The sequence below is a fragment of the Gynuella sp. genome (assembly GCF_050297175.1).
Classification (GTDB): domain Bacteria; phylum Pseudomonadota; class Gammaproteobacteria; order Pseudomonadales; family Natronospirillaceae; genus Gynuella.
Genome location: NZ_JBNKSF010000017.1, coordinates 21,475 through 39,472 on the forward strand (window position 1 = coordinate 21,475; position 17,998 = coordinate 39,472).

General features: G+C 49.3%; 13 protein-coding genes and 1 pseudogene. 2 read left to right on the plus strand and 12 right to left on the minus strand.

Features of this window, described 5'->3' with window-relative positions; genetic code table 11:
* Nucleotides 1-201 precede the first annotated feature (201 nt).
* Nucleotides 202-1,914 (plus strand): annotated as a pseudogene (locus ACQY6I_RS06390) (Hsp70 family protein).
* 4 nt (nucleotides 1,915-1,918) lie between these two features.
* Entirely contained in the window at nucleotides 1,919-3,802 is a 1,884-nt protein-coding gene (locus tag ACQY6I_RS06395) for a hypothetical protein (RefSeq protein WP_428240639.1), read from the plus strand.
* 7 nt (nucleotides 3,803-3,809) lie between these two features.
* Here ACQY6I_RS06395 and ACQY6I_RS06400 read toward each other — a convergent pair whose 3' ends face one another.
* The 12 genes from ACQY6I_RS06400 to ACQY6I_RS06455 all read right to left on the minus strand — a co-directional run bounded on the left by ACQY6I_RS06400 (nucleotide 3,810) and on the right by ACQY6I_RS06455 (nucleotide 17,927).
* The gene (locus ACQY6I_RS06400) at nucleotides 3,810-4,802 is read right to left on the minus strand and encodes a LacI family DNA-binding transcriptional regulator (RefSeq protein WP_428240640.1); all 993 of its coding nucleotides are present in this window, start codon (nucleotides 4,800-4,802) and stop codon (nucleotides 3,810-3,812) included.
* A complete protein-coding gene (locus ACQY6I_RS06405; RefSeq protein WP_428240641.1) occupies nucleotides 4,799-6,277 on the minus strand; it encodes a glycerophosphodiester phosphodiesterase in 1,479 nt (492 codons plus the stop codon). Before ACQY6I_RS06405 ends, ACQY6I_RS06400 begins: the two co-directional genes overlap by 4 nt.
* The gene (locus ACQY6I_RS06410) at nucleotides 6,267-7,328 is read right to left on the minus strand and encodes an ABC transporter ATP-binding protein (RefSeq protein ID WP_428240642.1); all 1,062 of its coding nucleotides are present in this window, start codon (nucleotides 7,326-7,328) and stop codon (nucleotides 6,267-6,269) included. Before ACQY6I_RS06410 ends, ACQY6I_RS06405 begins: the two co-directional genes overlap by 11 nt.
* The gene (locus ACQY6I_RS06415; protein ID WP_428240643.1) at nucleotides 7,328-8,143 is read right to left on the minus strand and encodes a carbohydrate ABC transporter permease; all 816 of its coding nucleotides are present in this window, start codon (nucleotides 8,141-8,143) and stop codon (nucleotides 7,328-7,330) included. The genes ACQY6I_RS06410 and ACQY6I_RS06415 overlap by 1 nt, the downstream gene beginning before the upstream one ends.
* Before the next feature lie 14 nt (nucleotides 8,144-8,157).
* Complete coding sequence (locus ACQY6I_RS06420) at nucleotides 8,158-9,468, minus strand: carbohydrate ABC transporter permease (protein WP_428240644.1); 1,311 nt, start codon at nucleotides 9,466-9,468, stop codon at nucleotides 8,158-8,160.
* A 39-nt stretch (nucleotides 9,469-9,507) separates the two neighbouring features.
* Nucleotides 9,508-10,848 carry an extracellular solute-binding protein gene (locus tag ACQY6I_RS06425; protein ID WP_428240749.1) on the minus strand — a complete coding sequence of 447 codons (1,341 nt, stop codon included), beginning with the start codon at nucleotides 10,846-10,848 and terminating at the stop codon, nucleotides 9,508-9,510.
* 158 nt (nucleotides 10,849-11,006) lie between these two features.
* Nucleotides 11,007-13,145, minus strand: coding sequence for a sensor domain-containing diguanylate cyclase (locus tag ACQY6I_RS06430; protein ID WP_428240645.1), 2,139 nt, complete (start codon nucleotides 13,143-13,145; stop codon nucleotides 11,007-11,009).
* Nucleotides 13,146-13,818: 673 nt separating this feature from the next.
* Nucleotides 13,819-15,126: an ATP-binding protein gene (locus ACQY6I_RS06435; protein ID WP_428240646.1), complete on the minus strand. Its 1,308-nt coding sequence runs from the start codon at nucleotides 15,124-15,126 to the stop codon at nucleotides 13,819-13,821.
* Nucleotides 15,117-15,797 (minus strand): response regulator transcription factor, encoded by a 681-nt coding sequence (locus tag ACQY6I_RS06440; protein WP_428240647.1) that lies wholly within the window; start codon nucleotides 15,795-15,797, stop codon nucleotides 15,117-15,119. Before ACQY6I_RS06440 ends, ACQY6I_RS06435 begins: the two co-directional genes overlap by 10 nt.
* A 366-nt stretch (nucleotides 15,798-16,163) precedes the next feature.
* Nucleotides 16,164-16,685, minus strand: a complete 522-nt coding sequence (locus ACQY6I_RS06445) for a glycine zipper 2TM domain-containing protein (RefSeq protein ID WP_428240648.1) — start codon at nucleotides 16,683-16,685, stop codon at nucleotides 16,164-16,166.
* 88 nt (nucleotides 16,686-16,773) lie between these two features.
* Nucleotides 16,774-17,196, minus strand: coding sequence for a helix-turn-helix domain-containing protein (locus ACQY6I_RS06450; protein ID WP_428240649.1), 423 nt, complete (start codon nucleotides 17,194-17,196; stop codon nucleotides 16,774-16,776).
* Nucleotides 17,193-17,927: a lysophospholipid acyltransferase family protein gene (locus ACQY6I_RS06455; protein ID WP_428240650.1), complete on the minus strand. Its 735-nt coding sequence runs from the start codon at nucleotides 17,925-17,927 to the stop codon at nucleotides 17,193-17,195. The genes ACQY6I_RS06450 and ACQY6I_RS06455 overlap by 4 nt, the downstream gene beginning before the upstream one ends.
* Nucleotides 17,928-17,998: the final 71 nt, after the last annotated feature.

A 17,998-nucleotide genomic window follows, 5' to 3' on the forward strand; every position in this document is an offset into this window, starting at 1 on the left:
TTCCCGTCCGTCCACGTTAGCATCACATATTCCCCCTCCCCTTTTTGCTTGCCCATTATGGCGGATTCGAGCCTCTGGATTTATCATCTGCCTCCTCAATCAACGAGAGCAACTCGCACTTAACGGCCGTAACACATTCGCCGTCAGGACAGAACACTTAAGCAGGCTTCTGAGCTTTTTGTATGGGACAGTCGTATGACAATGGAAAACGTAATCTGTGGAATAGACCTTGGCACCACCAATAGCCTCATCACGGTATGGCAAAACGGTAAAGCCCACATCGTTGCCAACAGTTTGGGAAGTCACCTGACGCCTTCTGCGGTCAGTCTGGACGACAACAATACAATCATCGTCGGGCAGGCAGCAAAGGAACGGTTGACGATTCACCCCGACCGAACTGCTGTGAATTTCAAGCGTTTAATGGGGACCAATAAAGAGATAAAGCTCGGAAAGCGTGCTTTTCGGGCCGAGGAACTCTCCGCACTTGTCATTCGCTCACTGCTGCAGGATGCAGAAAGTTATCTTGGCCACAAAGTAACCGAAGCGATCATCACGGTACCGGCCTACTTTAACGATGCGCAACGCAAAGCCACTAAAACCGCTGGAGAACTGGCCGGCATTCGAGTGGAACGACTGCTCAACGAGCCGACGGCTGCGGCGATGGCATATGGATTACACCAGCAGAAAAACGAAAGCCAGTATCTGATATTCGATCTCGGTGGCGGCACGTTTGATGTGTCCATTCTGGAAATGTTCGATGATGTTATGGAAGTGCACGCCAGCGCTGGTGATAACCAGCTCGGCGGGACTGATTTCACATCAGCTTTGGTCCAGTAAGTGCTGCAGCAAATTGATCTGAATGAACTCAAACTCAACCAGAACAAATTGCCTGCTGAGTTCTTGCAGTACCTTCACATACAGGTAGAGAAAGCCAAGCGTGAAATTTGTCAATCGGGCAGCTGCGAGCTGAACATTGTCTGGCAGGACCGGTCAACTCATTTGCAGGTCACCGGCGAGACATTCGAAACAGTGGTCGAACCGCTGCTGGATCGGCTGGTTCATCCAATCAAAACAGCCCTGCGGGACGCCAAGTTACGAGTATCCGATATAGACGAGATTGTTCTGGTGGGTGGTGCGACCAGGATGCCCTGTATCAAAAAACTGGCGACCCGGCTGTTCCAGCGCTTTCCTGCCTCGGGTGTCGATCCCGACGAAGTGGTGGCAATGGGTGCCGGTATACAGGCGGGATTAAAACTGCGTGATGCCATGCTGGACGATCTGGTACTTACAGATGTTTGCCCCTATACCCTGGGCATCGAAGTCGCTTACGGCGATAGTCAGCAGGGGGGATACTTTTCGCCCATCATTGAACGAAACAATTATATTCCCGTCAGCCGGGTGGACCGTTTTTCCACCATCAGCAATTTTCAGAAAGTCATCGAAATTAACATTTATCAGGGAGAAAGCCCGTCGGTCAGCGATAACATTTTCCTGGGCAAAATGAACATCAAAGTGCCCAAAGCTGAAGCCGGTCAGGAGCAGGTCGACGTTCGTTTCACCTACGACATTAATGGAATACTTGAGGTGATCGTAACGGTTCTGAGTACCCAGGAGAGCCATCAGCGAGTCATTGAAGGAAACCCTGGCGTACTGACCAAAGCAGAAATTGCCGAACGGCTGAAGGCACTGGAAGCGATAAAAATTCATCCACGCGAATTACAGGAGAACCTTGTTCTGATCAACCGTGCAGAACGACTTTACCGAGAACTTCTGGGCCATGCCAGACAACAGGTTAGTGCGCTGCTGGCAAACTTCAATGCGGTTCTGGACGACCAGGATCCCAAAACCATTGCAGCCGCACGCAAGCAGATGACGGAAATTCTGGACCAGTTTGAGGGCGACTTTAAGTTTTAATGCGATGAACTGCTGGCAAAAACTGGGTATTGATCCCACCGATAATAAACGCGATATCAAAAGAGCCTATTCCCGGCTGTTAAAAGACAACCATCCGGAAGACAATCCGGAAGCCTTTCAGCAGTTGCGGGACGCTTACGATCAGGCACTGGACATGGCCGAGTTCATCGTCGCGAATACCAATGAAGAGGCTACTCCGCATCCGGATGATACGGATCAACCATCCCCACTTCCAATATCCCCCCTGGACCAGGACAAACCGGATCCTGCAGCGGAGACATCTATCGGGCAACCCGTCATCGATACGCAGTCAGCTCACATCGGGAACGTGGTTTTGGAAGTCATCAAACGGCTGGAAGTAAACAGTCAGCAGGCCATTGAGTTTCTCAGTCAAACACTCAAAGAAGACTACTTTAAAGGGCTGGATGTTCGTTATGAACTGGAAGGCCAGCTATTGGAGCGGTTAGTTCAACAATTACAATACGATTTTGAGTTTACCCGGTTCCTAGAAAAAGCCTTTCACTGGCGCATGGACCTGAGCAATCCCCATGACATTCTGGTCAATCATTTCCATGAAGACAGTGACTATCACTGGAGCTACCAGCGGTACGCGAAAATTTACCTCAATGACGTAATCCGCCGGCAGGTGACCGATCATTTTGGCAAGAAGCTGTCTGCAGCAGCGTTCAATCAGTACCGCCAACTGGAAGAGTTATTGTTTAATCCGGGCCGGTTTGAGCAACTGAAACAGTTTTGTCTTCAGGACGATCACCGAAAACTGGCGAAAAAAGTCCACCAATATCTCCATAAGCAAGGTCTTCGCGAGTATCAGATTGCCGATCTTCCGGTTAACAACATCAACAAGCTGATGCAACAAGAGGCGGTAAAGCCAGATAAAAAATACCCGAGTATAAACAGTTCCCTGGTATTCTGGCTGTTCGTCATGGTGGTATCGCCGATTGTTCTTCACTCGTTTAAATCAATGCCGGAGCAACCGACTACGGTCACTGAAAAGCTGAAGACAATCACATCTATCGATAATTCGCGGCTCTCCCAATTTCTCCAACCGCAGGAACTTCTCGAGCTTAGGCAGCTTGCTGAAAATGGCGATGCTCAATCCTTGTTTACCCTAGCCCTGTATGACCTCTACAGCCCTGACAGCACTGAAAAGGACAATGCCAAAAGCATGACTATGCTGGAACAAGCCGCCGCCCAGCATCATGCTGATGCACTGCGGGTATTGGGAATCCTGTATCTGTACGGTGACAAGGTTGAACGGAACGTCGAAAAAGGCCACCAGTATCTGCAACAGGCAGTCGATCTGGAAAATGTCGTCGCCAGCCGGCAGCTTGCGCTTGAATATCTCGATGGCAGCAATCTGAACCCTGATTATGAAATGGCCGCAGAATTGCTGGCGTGGATACCCGATCCCCAAAAAAGCGCGGTAGACGCATACTGGCTTGAAGAGTTGTTCCGTCATGGTTACGGTCTGAAATGGCAACAACAGTATCCGCAGGAAGTGCTGAACCGTTTGCAAGCGTCTGCCAGCGATAATGACATCAACCAGTTTGCCTGGGAGTTGTCGGTGCTTTCCACCGCAGGAATGAGCAACGGAACCCTGGCAATTAAATTGATGAACGGGATACTGTCGAAAGGTCCAAACCGTACCTGGGCATATTTCGATACCCTGGCAGCCGCCTATGCACGTACTGGTCAGTTTGTAGATGCGGTGCGGAATCAACAGAAGGCGATCAAGTTACTTCCCAAAGACGCTCCACCGGCTCAATGGGCTCACATACAAGTACGTCTCATGCACTATCAGAACAATCAATCTTATCAGGAACGCCTTAATTCCGTTTCTATTCGTGATATGCCCGTATTGCGCTGAACTGCGTTTAATGGCCACCATCCCGTTCCACCAGCGTCACGTCAATCACCTCGGCCACTTCGGTGGCCTGAGGATGGCTGATACGGCGCTGCAGCAACTTGACCGCAGCACCGGCCAGGTTTTCACAGGACTGGTGAATCGTGGTCAGTTGATAGTTCAGCCAACCGGCCTGAGCCATATCATCAAAGCCGGTAATTTTTATGTTAGCAAGTACTTGCTTACTCAATGAGGATTTTAGAATGTCGATCACGCCGATGGCCAGGTAATCGTTTAAACACAGGATGCCATCCGGTAGCGCATCCAATTCGAGTATTTTTCGTCCGGCATCCACTCCACCCTGATAGTCATGCTTTGTCACCCGAATCACGTCATACGGCAACGACGCCAAACGGGTAAACAAATGTTCCCGCTCGCGAATGCTGTAGGAGTCGCCCGCAGTAGTGACCAGTACCAATCGCCGACAATGACGACGCTGGTAGTAATCCAGCAGTAATTCCATACCTTTGGCGTTATCACACAGAACCCGATCCACTTTCGGATGTTGATCGGCCTTGTTGATCAGGATGACCGGTACCTCGTGCTCAATGCAGTTGGTGTATATTTCCGCCGGTGGCGTATCCGAGGTAATGATGACCCCCGAGACACTGTAATGCATGAGCATGTCGATGACTTGCGAGCAGTCCCGCTTCTCTCCTGTCGATATGAGCAACGGCCGATAATTATATTGCAGCAGGGTTTCGGTCAGATGTCGTATCTGGCAGGCACGAAATGAACTGTCGATATCAGCCACCACAACACCAACGATATCCGAACGCTGCTGATTCAACCCCCGGGCCAGATAATTGACCCGATATCCGAGTTTATCCGCAGCGGCCTGAACTTTGGCTCTTACCGCCGGAGAGACGTAGCCGTTATTGGACAACGTACGGGATACGGCTGCGCGCGACACCCCGGCAGCTTCCGCCACATCCTGAGCGGTAATGCGTTTGATCCGGCTCATTGACGGCTCAACCATTGCTGATAGGCCCGCTGAAACAGAAACGGATCATCCAGATTGACCAGGTCCGGTCTGAGTTCGATGACTGGCAAGGCATCTTCAATGCGGTCAGCAAAGAAACGGATCATGACCTGAGCCCCACAGGCACGGCAATAATCCATTTCGGTCAAATCATCAATACGGTAGTCGTACTCAATTACTGCGGGAGTCCCACCAGCCAGTAAAGTCTCCAGATCCGGAAAATCCTGACGCCGGCGCATCACTCTGGCCTGAGGGTAACGGTGTTGAATCTGATCCAGATATTCACTGTTGAAACTCCAGAAAAAACAGCTCTTCAAAAGTGAGTGAGTAATTACTTCGGAAATAACCTGATCAACATCCACATGTTTGAGTTCCACAAACAATTGTCGCTGATAGCGTTGAATCAGATGCAGGTAATCACTGAACAACGGTACGCCCACAGACTGATACCCCTGATGAAACCAGCTTCCGGCATCACACTCTGCCAACTGCCGGGCGGTATAGTCAGATATCGGCCCCTCCAGATTGGTGGTACGTTCCAGGGTCGAGTCATGAATGACCATCAGCTGTCCGTCCAGACTGGTATGCAGATCCAGTTCAATGACCTGTGCGCCCATACGCAATCCGAGTTCAGCTGCAGGCAAAGTATTTTCCGGCGCAATCCGATGCGCACCACGATGACAGCAGATTGCAATTGCATTGGCGGAATTCGGTTGGTAAGTGTTCATTAACTCCGGATTATTGGTACAGATGGCGAGCACCGGCAGCGTCAACAAATGCGCCAGTTCCGCTGGCCGTTCCTCATGCCATAACACCACTGCCAGGTGCTGCTCCTGAACCTGCCGAAGTAATGTATCCGTCACCCGACGATGGGGATGCCGATCTGCGTTTTCCCAACACAAATGCACGATATCTGCTTGAGCGGTGGCAGCTTTGGTCAATGGATCTTCATTGACCGCCACCATGACCGCCAGCGGATAGGGACAGGCCTGATCTGCCAGCATGGCGATGGCATCAGCATCAAAGCCAGCAATGATGGCCTTCTCGAAATGTGCGGTTTGTAATAACCGGACCACTTCCGACCCACTGTCCGGATCTTTCAACTCAATATACAGACCACTATCGCTACCTATCGCGAGCTCGATAACAGCGGCCAGGCTGGGAAGTTGTTCACCGTTGCACAATGGGTAAGTCTGCAACTGCTGATAATCCTGGGTGTCGATGAAGATATCCTGGCCGGTTACACGCATAAGGTGGTTGTCATGACTGACCACACAGATACCATCCGCTGTCCGCCAGACATCAATCTCCCAAAAATCAGCATTCATGTCTGCCGCCAACTGAAATGCCTCAAAGGTGTTTTCCAGACGGTGCCCACTGGCGCCACGATGGGCAATACACAATGGCTGGTGACGGGTCTGTTGCTGCAGTTGCAGGAGTAAGGGTTTAACCGGCATGAATAAGATCTCCGCGTTCATCGAATACCAGAATATGCTGCGGATCGACGCTCCAGTGCACACTCTGGCCAACGTGATTAGGCAGATTGACCGGCTGGATCGTACGGATGATGCTACCGTCAGCCAGCGTCAGGTCATACAGCAGTTCCCGTCCCTGATTCTCGATAAAACTGACCGTGGCGGTATTGGCACTCTGTGGTTCAAGGCGCACGTGCTCGGGTCGCAGACCCAGCCTGACCATCTGATCACCGCTGGTTTGCAAGACCGGTAACGGTAATTGAACACCGCTATCATGGCTACGAAACATCCCCCCTTCCAACTGGCCGGACAGAAATGAAGTCGGCGGATTACCCATAAACCCAGCCACATAATCATTGGCCGGAACCTGATACATCTGCTCCGGCGTGTCATATTGCAGCACTTTGCCATCACGCATGATGGCAATACGGTCACACATGCTCATGGCTTCCACCTGATCGTGGGTTACCAGCACGGCCGTGATGCCGGTTTCCTGCTGAATTCGCCGGATTTCCGCCCGCATGGTGATGCGCAGTCTGGCATCGAGATTGGCCAGCGGCTCGTCCAGTAGCAGTACTTCCGGACGACGGATCATTGCTCGTGCCAGAGATACCCGTTGCTGCTGGCCACCTGAAAGCTCTGATGGTTTACGTCCAAGCAATCCTTTCAAACCGACCAGCTCGGTCATTTCCTGAACCTTCCGTTTAATGTCAGCCTTGGTTTCCTTACGGATCATCAGCGGAAAGCCGATGTTTTCTTCCACCGTCATATGGGGATAAAGCGCATAAGACTGAAAAATCACTCCGACATTGCGCTGCTGAGCTGGCTTACCGGTAACATCCTCTCCCGCCAACAGCAGCTGGCCCTGATCGATTTTATGGATCCCGCTAATGGCAAACAGAGTTGTGGATTTGCCACATCCGGATGGCCCGAGCAGTGCAATCATCTCCCCGCTCTCAATGTCCAGATTCATATCGTCGATGACGGTGGTTTGTCCAAACTTCTTGGTAAAGTTACGTATTTGTATACCCATCAGCCCTTGGTACCTCCGCCGTACATATTCATCAGTTGTTTTTGGAAAATCAGGAACAGTGCAAAGACCGGCAGCACGTAAAACAGTCCGACGGATTTGAATAGCGCCATATCAAAATGACTGTCATCAGCGATCAACCCGGCCAGATATACCGATAACACTTGAGCATGATTACCGGGCGCCAGTACCTGAGGCAGGATGTATTCGCTCCAGCTGGCCAGAAATGAAAAGATTGCCAGCGCTGCGAGTGCCGGTTTAATTTGCGGCAACACGATTTTGCGCCAGGTATAGAAACGACTGGCACCATCCTGAATGGCGGCCATTTCGATCTCCCAGGGCACCGTGTCGTAAAAGCCTTTCAAAATCCAGATCCCCAGCGGCAGTTCCAGAGAGGCTTTGATAATGACCACACCGGCAATGGTGTCGTAGAGGCCGGCGTATTGCAGAATCAGGAAAATGGCGATCAACAGCGTCACACTGGGAAAAGCGTGTAATACCATTGCCCCGCCCAGTAATATGCGACGACCGGGGATATTTAATCGTGACAGCGCATAGGCGGCGCTGGACGATAACAACAGCACCAGTGCCGTGGTGATGGTGGCAAATATGATGGTGTTCAGGGTTACCCACCAGATATTGGCGCGCCCAGGCAGGTCCTGCCAGAGAAAACGCCAATGCTCCAGGGTGAATCCGCTGGGTATCAGCGATCCCGGCTCACTGACGGTAAACGTATCGATCAGTAAATACAGATACATCAGTGCCAACGGCACACTGAGTACACTCAGAATAACAAACGGTAGTTTGGCAGAGCGCATGAAAAGACCTCCGGTCAAATCTCAATACGTGGTTTGCTGACCAGTCGGTCGAACTTGAAGACCCGCAGATACAACAATGACAACACCAGTCCGATGGCCACCAGCACCATCGCCAGTGCCGCACCATATCCATATTGCAGATTGCCGGCATAATTATTCAGCGCCGTGTGATAGGCCTTGAGAGACCAGACTTCCGTCGTTCCTCCCGGGCCGCCATCAGTAGCCAGCAGGATCAGGTCGAACGAAGCCAGTAACGACAACGTCTGATAACAGGTAATAAACAGGATCGGCCAGCGCAGCTGCGGCAATATGATGTAACGAATCTGCTGCCAGCGACTGGCGCCATCCACATCACTGGCCCAGAACTGGGTTTGGGGAATGGCTTTAATGGCCGATGAAAAGATCAGCATGCCCATAGACGCACCGACAAAGCCGTTGATCAGAATAATAAAGACCCAGGCACTGGTGGCGGAGTTTAACATCCAGTTTCTTGGTGCAATGTCGAAATTGGCCAGCAGAGTAGAGAGAAAACCGGTATCCCAGGCCACCCACTTCCATAACAGCACATACAAAACTGGAGGGGAAATGCGCGGCAGTAACCAAAGGCCCCGAAAAAATGCGCCGCTGCGTGGCGGTAGATAATGGGTCGTCAGTGCCAGACATAACGCAAATCCCAGATTAAACAGCATCAGCGTGAACAACACGTAGATCAATGTATTGAACAGGGTGGTCGCGGTATCGGGTAAAGACACCATGCGACGGTAGTTTTCAACACTCCAGTGCCAGCCGGTATAACTACTTTTGATCACCGCCTGTTGTTCTGACTCCGTCAGTGTCACTCCACTGTCCTGAATGGCTTTCAGCAATGCGTCCGGGCTGTCAAAAGACTCCGCGCCAACCGTATGCTGAAAAGCTCTGGCAATGTCTTTGATTTTTCGAACATTGTGTGGACGGTGATTCAACTGTCGTAACGCCCGCTCAATATCGCGCCGTTGAGTGAAAGTCTGGCCCGACAGTTTTTGTTGGATCTCTTCAATCAACTCAGTTTTTTCGTGCCGCGCTTGCAGGATGTTCAGGCCGAACTCATCGATATGATAACGCTGCTGACCCAGCTGCCTGGCCAATTCAGGCAGCTGATAATCTCCCGCCAGCACTCTGAGTGACGCCGGGCTGATCTGATAACGCCCACCGGAAATCCCAGTGGCAGTACTCATCGTGGTAAATGAAAATATCGCCGTCATAATCACCGGCAGCAGAAAAAATAATGCGACAAACAGCAGGGCCGGCAACAACATGAAGGGCCCCAGAGATGTGGATTTATTCATACTCAGAAACCTGATAACGCACATCCCTGTGCGACGCCATCAACGAATGACGACACTGTTGGCCATCGTGGCATGCAGTTCTGAGACTGCTTCATTTACGGCCTGCTCTGCGGTTTTCTGACCGGTCCATGCCGCTTCAAGGCCCTTCCAGTAGATATTCCAGAAATTACCGAAATCGGTGTCATTGGGCATCGCACTGGCATAAGGCAGCAGGCGTTCAGTGGCTTCCATCGCCCATCGGTTATTGGCATAGATTGGAATATTGAGCTGTTCTTTGGTGATGCCCAGATGCGAGGACTTGATCGCATGCAGGGTGTTAATCCGTGGCTCGGAGGCAATCTGAATCAGTTTGGCAGCAATTTCCTGTACGTTGTCATCTTTCTGATCTGTGAGCAGATACACCAATGGATGAGTCAGAGTATTGGCTTTACCGGAACGGTCACCGGAAGGAATCAGGCTGAACTGAATATTACCGAAGAAATCCGTCAGTCCTTCTTTGCCAGTGTAGCGGGCATAATGCCAGGTACCGCCATGCCAGAACATGGCCTTGCCATGGGCAACTTCGGAATACCATTGATCCCATGGCGTGCCGATGTGGTTTTTACGGGTTACCCCCATTTTGACGGCGTCAATGAAGAACTGATAGGTTTTTCGCGCCGCTTCCTGATCGAATACCAGACGATGACTCTGAGAATCCTGTAGTTGCCCACCAAAACTGGTGTAGAACTGCCAGTAGTCAGGACCGTTGGATACCCGGGGGTAGAATCCATATCCGGGTTCCACCAGCCCCATGTCCTGGGCTTTTTTGGCATCTTTCAACATGTCGTAGAGGGTATATTCGCCGGCGGAGATTTTGTCCGGAAAGGCTTCGATATCAGCGGCACTATAACCTAATTTGGCCAGGTGATCTTTCCAGGCAAAAAATGGTCTTGCTTCAGCATCCTGTGGCAAGCCGTATACCATGTTGTTATAGGATGCGATGTTCATCAGGTTGGGATAAATATTGTTGACCGGCCACGAATCAAGACTAATGTAGTCTTCTATCGGCACGATCAATCCGGATTGTGCCCAGGCAGCTATGTCCTCATGCCCGGTGACAACAATGTTCGGTGCTTTACCGGATTCAGCCGCCAGCGTCACGGCCTGTTTGAAATCATCCCAGTTGGTATAACTGCGCTTTTCCACTGTAATAGTGAGCGACTCACCCGCCACAGCGGCTTCCCGCATCAGGATATCGGAAGCCATGTCTATCGCCTCGGTGCGATAGCTGTCTGCGTCGCTGGAGCCCCCGGCCACGACCGAGATTGTGTAATCTGTCGCAAGTGTCAATCCGCTTGTCAGCAATGCTGAGCACAACAGACCTGATGCCAACCATTTCATTTTCTTCACAGCCTTTACCCCCGTAAAACCAACAACTTCGAATGTGAACAGGTGTTCATAGGTGGTTGCAGTCTGCTTGGAACAGATGACAGGGAGGTGATAGCCAGATGGCAGTTTTATGAAATTGACCTGTCAGAATCTACGAGATTAGATGTCGGTTAAATTCCGGGTTTATCGTCCAGATCAACAGCTACGGCAAACGGGGGCTCTTTAGTATCACGGTATTTGACCCGATACATTGCTTCATCGGAGGCCTTCAACATGGCTTTCAGGCTGTGACCGTGTTCCGGGTAGAAGGCAATACCAAAACTGGCTTCCAGCTTTAGAATCAGGTCCCGGACCGAAATTGGCGAACTCATTTTTTCCTGCAGTTGCATGACAATCTGCTGAGCTTCCGACTCCGTATTGACGCCATTGAGAATGATCACAAACTCATCACCGCCAATACGCGCGGCAATGTCCGAACGGCGAGTGGCTCTGCGCATCCTTTCAGCCAGAATCTGCAATACTTCATCCCCAATTTCATGACCATATTGATCATTGACTGGTTTGAATTTATCGAGGTCGATATACACCACCGCAAACTGAACCCCTTCCTGGGAACTCAATTGATCGAAGTGGCTTTCCAGACCGATCCGGTTGTTTAGTTTGGTCAGTCGGTCATGACTGGCCAGATGGGCAATTTCATTTTTCTCTTTGACGATTTCCCGAGTCAGGGTTTGGATATGCTGATGGGTCAGAGCATTCAGAATAGCGATGGATAGAAACAGTGAAACCGATCTGACCAACTCAATATGAGCCACCTTAAATGCCTGAATCTTATTACTCTGCAACGTAAACAGAGCATACACTGCATCGTCCTTATACAACGGCACATAAATGAAAGAGCCCTGAACAATATTGTCCTGCACATTGCCAAAATACTCATAAGCGTCTTCGCGGGCGTTGTTACTGAATACCAATTCACCGGTATTAACCGCATAGGTGGCATAGCTCGCGTGCGTATCCAGAGGAATACTGAATGGCTCAAGCATCATGCCTTTTTCGATGAAATACTTGAAATCCAGTGCCTGTGTTTGGTCATTGATCAGCGCAACACCTAATATCTGCACACCCATCAACTCTGCAAAATGTTTGTGCAAGGTCTGAATAATACGATGGATATCCAGCGAGGAAGCCACTTCCCGACCAATCAGGTTGATGATTTCCAGTTGCTGATTGCGGGCATTAAGTTCTTTGTTACGAATTCGGGCCAGTTGGGTTTCACGAATCCGTTTTTCTGCCTGTAATTGAATTTGAAGTGCTTCGATCTGAGCCTTTGACTCGGTATGAAATATGTTTTTTTCCAGCTGACTACCGCTGTGATAGTGCTCCAGGGCCTGCTGGAAATCACCCATGTGCTTATAGAGAGAAGACAATAAACGATGCGCGTCCAGAGCTACTTTGTTATCGCGCTGGTCGACAAAATACAGGCACTTGGAAAGATTTTCGATGGCTTCAGTGACATTGTTACGGGCATTGAGCACCTGAGCCCGACGTAAGTAGACAATACTGACCAAATCGGTATTGGCCAGACTCAAGGCCAGTTTCATGGCTTCGGAAATGAAAACCATCGCCTCTTCTTCCTGGCCACGTTCACTGAAAATCATCGCTAAAGTTATCAATCCATCAAATTCCAGAGTTTTATAATCAAGGTCTCTGGCGAAATTGATGACTTTACGAAGATTGATTTCTCCCTGGCTAACATCATTAACCGCGATTTGCGCTTTGCAACGGTTCAACCGGATATCCGCAAGCAGATGATCAGGCACGTCCTGCTTCATTCGCTTGTCCGCTTCAGCGATCAGCTGCAGGGCAATCTGATATTCACCCTTTTCGATCTCCAGCGATGCCAAATTATTGGTAGTGGTGAAAATTTCGGCGGTGTTACTGGCATTGATAGCATGCTCACGAGCTTTCCAATAGGCTTCCAAAGCCTCACCAAAACGTGATAACCGCTGTTGAGTGTACCCAATGGCATTATACATCTTGGACAACCAGTAGCTGTCGCCATAGTCGTCATACCACGGCAACAGATCAAGCAACAATTCAAGTGCCTGATGGTATTTTCCAGTGTAAAGCAGGCACCAGGAACGATTAAAACGGGATTGCTGTGCCAGAAAGATGTCATCAATTTCCAGAGCGAGATTTTCGGCCTGGTGTGCTTCTGCAATGGCATCCACTGGAGAGGCTTTGGCCATGTTCCAGCTTCGGTCGAGCAGTGACTTAATATGTTCCCTTACCAGTTCTATTTCCATTGCTCGTTCTAATCGGCTCTGTTCAACTTAATCATGACTATCACAGCTATTCTATTGGGGTTATTCGGTCAGTGTAGATTCAGCTTTTGTTCAGTGCCACAGCCGCACACTCTGGCCATAAGCAGGTTTTATAATGGGATCTGGCATGAACCGAATTGGTCTGGTCCCAGTGGTTTTGAAAATTTTCAGATAAACTATACACCTGCCAACGTTCACAACTCAGGCATGGCCCAAAATGACTCGCGAGAAACCTGTGCCATGCTATCACCAACCACTCGTTAGAGGAATCTCCATAACTGTCGGCTTGAGAATGACATCACGGAAGGTTTTAAGGTGGTATATGGTTTTCATACATTCACGACTGATTGGAAAAAATACAAAGTTGCCTTAACAATTGATGCTGCAAAGGAATGGTGTGATAACAAGGGTTTAGCCCAGCACACATATAAAGGGAACGACATATCGGTTAATGGTAAAGATGCAAATACGTTATTTGCATCGACGGTGTGGTACAGATAGATGTTTCCGAAACTAACAGGGCATCTATCAACTTGCTGCTACGATAATGAGAGCGCTTACGCTCCAAGTATCGCACCGGTTTGGCGCGAGGGGATGGACAGGTCGAGCAAGCGCCGGTTCGACTGCCACGGAAGGCAATTATTTATTGGTTACATCAATATCGGACGATAAAACTGGCTCCGCCCAATTCGCTGTCATCTATGATCAATTCATAATCATAACTACTGATAATATCGGCTACGACAGCCATTCCTATGCCCTGACCCCGTTGAAGAGAATCGAGTCGCACGCCGCGCTGTAATACCTGTAAACGTTCATTTTCAGAAATACCCGGACCATTGTCCTCAATTCGAAACTCATTTTCAGCAGCAACCAAACGCACTTCGCCATGACCGTATTTGCAGGCGTTTTCCATTAGGTTACCCAGAATCTCCAGTAAATCTTTTTCATCCATCCGCATCTGATAATCCGGTCTTACTGCTGAAGTATCGATGTGAACATCTGGATATACCCGACTCAGGGCTTTGGTAAGTCGCTCTGCATTTTCGAGCAGTAAACAGGGCTTACCAACAAAGCCGGTTTTTTTACTCACCACTGCTCGATTAAGCTGATAACCAATGATCTGGTCCATTCTCTCGACCTGCTCCACCAAATCCTCATGAGTGGGAGCCGCCTTCATGACCGCCAGCGGAGTCTTCAGACTGTGAGCCAGATCCGCCAGAGTTTTCTGATAACGTTCCCGCTGATCCTGTTCTGCCTCAAGCACTCGGTTCAGATTGTAGGTGATCGGTTGTATTTCATCGGGATAATCACCCGATAATTGCTGCTGTTTGCCAGCCTCAACTCGGCGCAATTCAACAGCCAGTCTTCGCATTGGCTGTAATCCCCAACGAAGAATGGCAATCCAGGCGAGGATCAGTCCAAACACCAGTGCAAGTAACCAGATCCGCAACAACTTGGTAAAAGTTTTCAACTGGGCCTGAAACGGCACCTGCGTTTGCATGACGGTAAACTGAATCGGAATTTCCTGCTGTTCTGAATCTTCCCAAACCACCTGGAAGCGTCGATAGAAGTATTTTTCTTTTCCCAGCCGCCATTCACCGCTTTCTGATGCCCCAGACTCCAACGATGGCAGCTCCAGAAATGTTTCAAGTTCCTTGCCCCAACGGGTGGAACCTGATTTCCATTGTAATTTGCGCTGCGTACTGGCAAACGCAAACAAACCACTTTGGGGATTGTTAAGACGCTCGTCCCGTAGCGAGAATGGAATTTCCAGACGATTATCCTTTAGAACGGCTTCAGCCAGCAGGTTATAGATCTGTAATTGCAGTTGTTCGCTGACACCGGCCTCAAGGCTGGAGCGAAAGGCTTTATGCAAAGCAAAGCCGGTCAACGGAGTAAACGTAACGGTCACTGCCAGTGTTGCCACCAGCAGCCGGCTACGAAGGGAGTTTAGACGCATAGATCGTCGTTGATTCGGTAACCTTGCCCACGGACAGTCAGTATAGGTTTAATATCGTTATCAGGATCAATTTTCTTGCGCAAACGACCGATAAACACTTCAATCACATTACTGTCGCGATCAAAGTCCTGATCATACAAGTGCTCCGTCAACTTCAACTTGGAGATCACCTTATCACGGTTCAATACCAAGTATTCAAGGCAGTTGTATTCATAAGAGGTCAATTCTGCCACCTGACCATGTACTTTGACCTCTTTTCTGGCCGTGTTGAGTTGAATAGGACCAATGGAAATTTCCGGAGAGGACATTCCTGCGGAACGTCGCAGTAAAGCATTCAAACGGGCCAACAGTTCTTCGTTAACAAACGGTTTCACCAAATAATCATCGGCTCCGGCTTCAAGGCCAACAACTTTATCCTGCCAATTGCCACGTGCAGTTAAAATCAGAATGGGATAGGTTTTTCCCTGACTGCGCAGTTGTTTAATGACTTCAACACCATCAATTTTTGGCAGACCCAGGTCGATCACCGCGACGTCATAATCGTATTCCTGACCATGAAACAGACCCGCTTCACCATCACTGACCCAATCCACTGCATATCCTTTGTCGGTCAGCACTTCTTTAAGTGTCGTACCCAAACGCTCGTGATCTTCGATAATGAGTACCCGCATATCACTCTCCTATTGTTCGATATGGTTCAATGGTTCCAGTTTCAGTGTCCACAATAACAGTACTGACCCGACCGTTTAGCAGTAACAATGCTTCAAAGTTACCAGCCTGATCGGTCATTTGGCTGAGCCGCAGGACCTTTCCCCCCAACTCACACGTTATCATAGTAATTATTTGATCTTCAGTTTTCAGTGGTAGCGCCTTTCCCGGGCATGTTGTGTTATCAGCGTACACTGGTAAAGACATGACAGTTGTCACTATCAAAACTGTCGACACCAAAACTCTATTCATTTTCATATACTTCCCGGCTGCGATTACACAGCATCTCGTGTCGCCGGCTACTAATCCGGCTGATATTTTGGGCCCGGTTAATAGTCATCCAACAAGGATACTTCAACCCTGAGACGAACAAAACGACCAGGGCGTTTTTGCATACGGGTCTGATATTCTTTTCCCTGGTAAAAGTAGGTCACCCGATAACCAACCAACTCTTCACGATAATCGACATCATATTCCGTATGACATTGCCGGTGTGGTCGGTGCTGAGGCTTCACCCCCGCCTGACTGCCAATCGCCGCACCAACGGCACCACCAAAGATAGTGCCAGCAACCTTATCATCATGATGAGAACTGATAACCTGGCTGCCAATTGCAGCTCCTATCACGCTGCCAACGACTGCACCCGTCACACTGCTTTGGCGGTGATGGTGATAACCCTCGTCATTGTAGTGACAGACTTCTATGGGTTTACGATGCCTGATGGACTCATAAATAGGAGTGCTATCAACAACCCTGGCTTTCGTAATATAGCTGTCGGCACTTGCAATCGTTGGCGTTGCTGCCAACATCAGAGCGACACAGACTGGTCCGGTTATTCTAATAAACGTCATATCGCTAACCTCGATACTGTAAAACAGCGAATACCGACATTTTAGAAGGAAGGACTGAATACGGTCTGAATAGTCGTTCTGGCCGATATCAAAGATTTTCCTCGTTAGCCATACGGCGCGCCATCACCGCAGCTTTACGGAGATCAATGAAGCCATCACTCTGACGACGAATATAGAGATTCTGATAGAGAACAAAAACAAGTTTTATCAGTTTGGGGTTGTCCATAGGCACCTCACGATTACGGGCAACCTCCTGGACAATCGACAATGCGCTTTGCAATACCTTGTCATCCACCTGATCAATTGTATCTGCCTGGCTGCCCAGTCCGGTTGCCAGCCAATATAACGAGGAATTGGTTTTATCAGCGATTTGCGCAGCTTTACTGATTGATGGCTCGGAACCAGACAGGTATTTTCGAATCAGGCTTTCATTCATTCCCACTTGCCTGGCAAATGCACTGACCGTACGTTCACCGATCAATTTTTTCAGACGCTGGGCAAACGAATTCATCTGGGAACCGGAGCCCGTTCCAGTGCCGACTGGATTTGAGCGTGAGCAAGATTGGTAGCCTGTTCGGAGGTCATATTCGACATATCAATCGGAGGCAAAATTTCCACCGTAACCAATCCGGGAAATTTGACATATCGTTTGTTGATCCAACAGTAGCCGGCATTTTGTGCTACCGGAATAAAAGGAACGCCCGCAGCCTTCGCCAATACCGCACCACCTCTGGTAAATTTTCCCAGTTTTTGAACATCGTAGCGGGTGCCTTCTGGAAAAATCAGCACGTATGTATTGTCTTCCTGAAAATGGCGGGTCCCTTGTTCAATGACCTGCTGCATGGCGCTACGCCGATCAGAACGGTTTATGGCAATAGGATTAAGTAGCGCAAATGCCCATCCAAAAAATGGAATCTTAAGCAAAGACTTTTTTATCACCTGTGTTTGCGGATAAAACAGAGTCTGCAGAAAATAAGTTTCCCACGTACTCTGATGGTTACAGGCAATCACGCCTTTAGCAGGGATATTTTCTCTACCAACTATTCGATAACGAATACCAACCACCCAGCGCATAAAGAACACCATAACGCTGGTCCAGACATAAATAACAAAATAGTAACGAAACCGTTTGGGAATCATCCAGGCAACCAGAACAGACAGGGTCGCCCAAAATATGGTGAACGGGGCATACAGAAAAAAAATGAAAATGGTCGTTCTGATAGCTGCAAGCAACCAGGCCATTGAAGATCCTTAATACTAGTCAGTCTTGGTTTATACGGCTAGGAAACCTCTGAAAAGTGGCCTATTTTCGC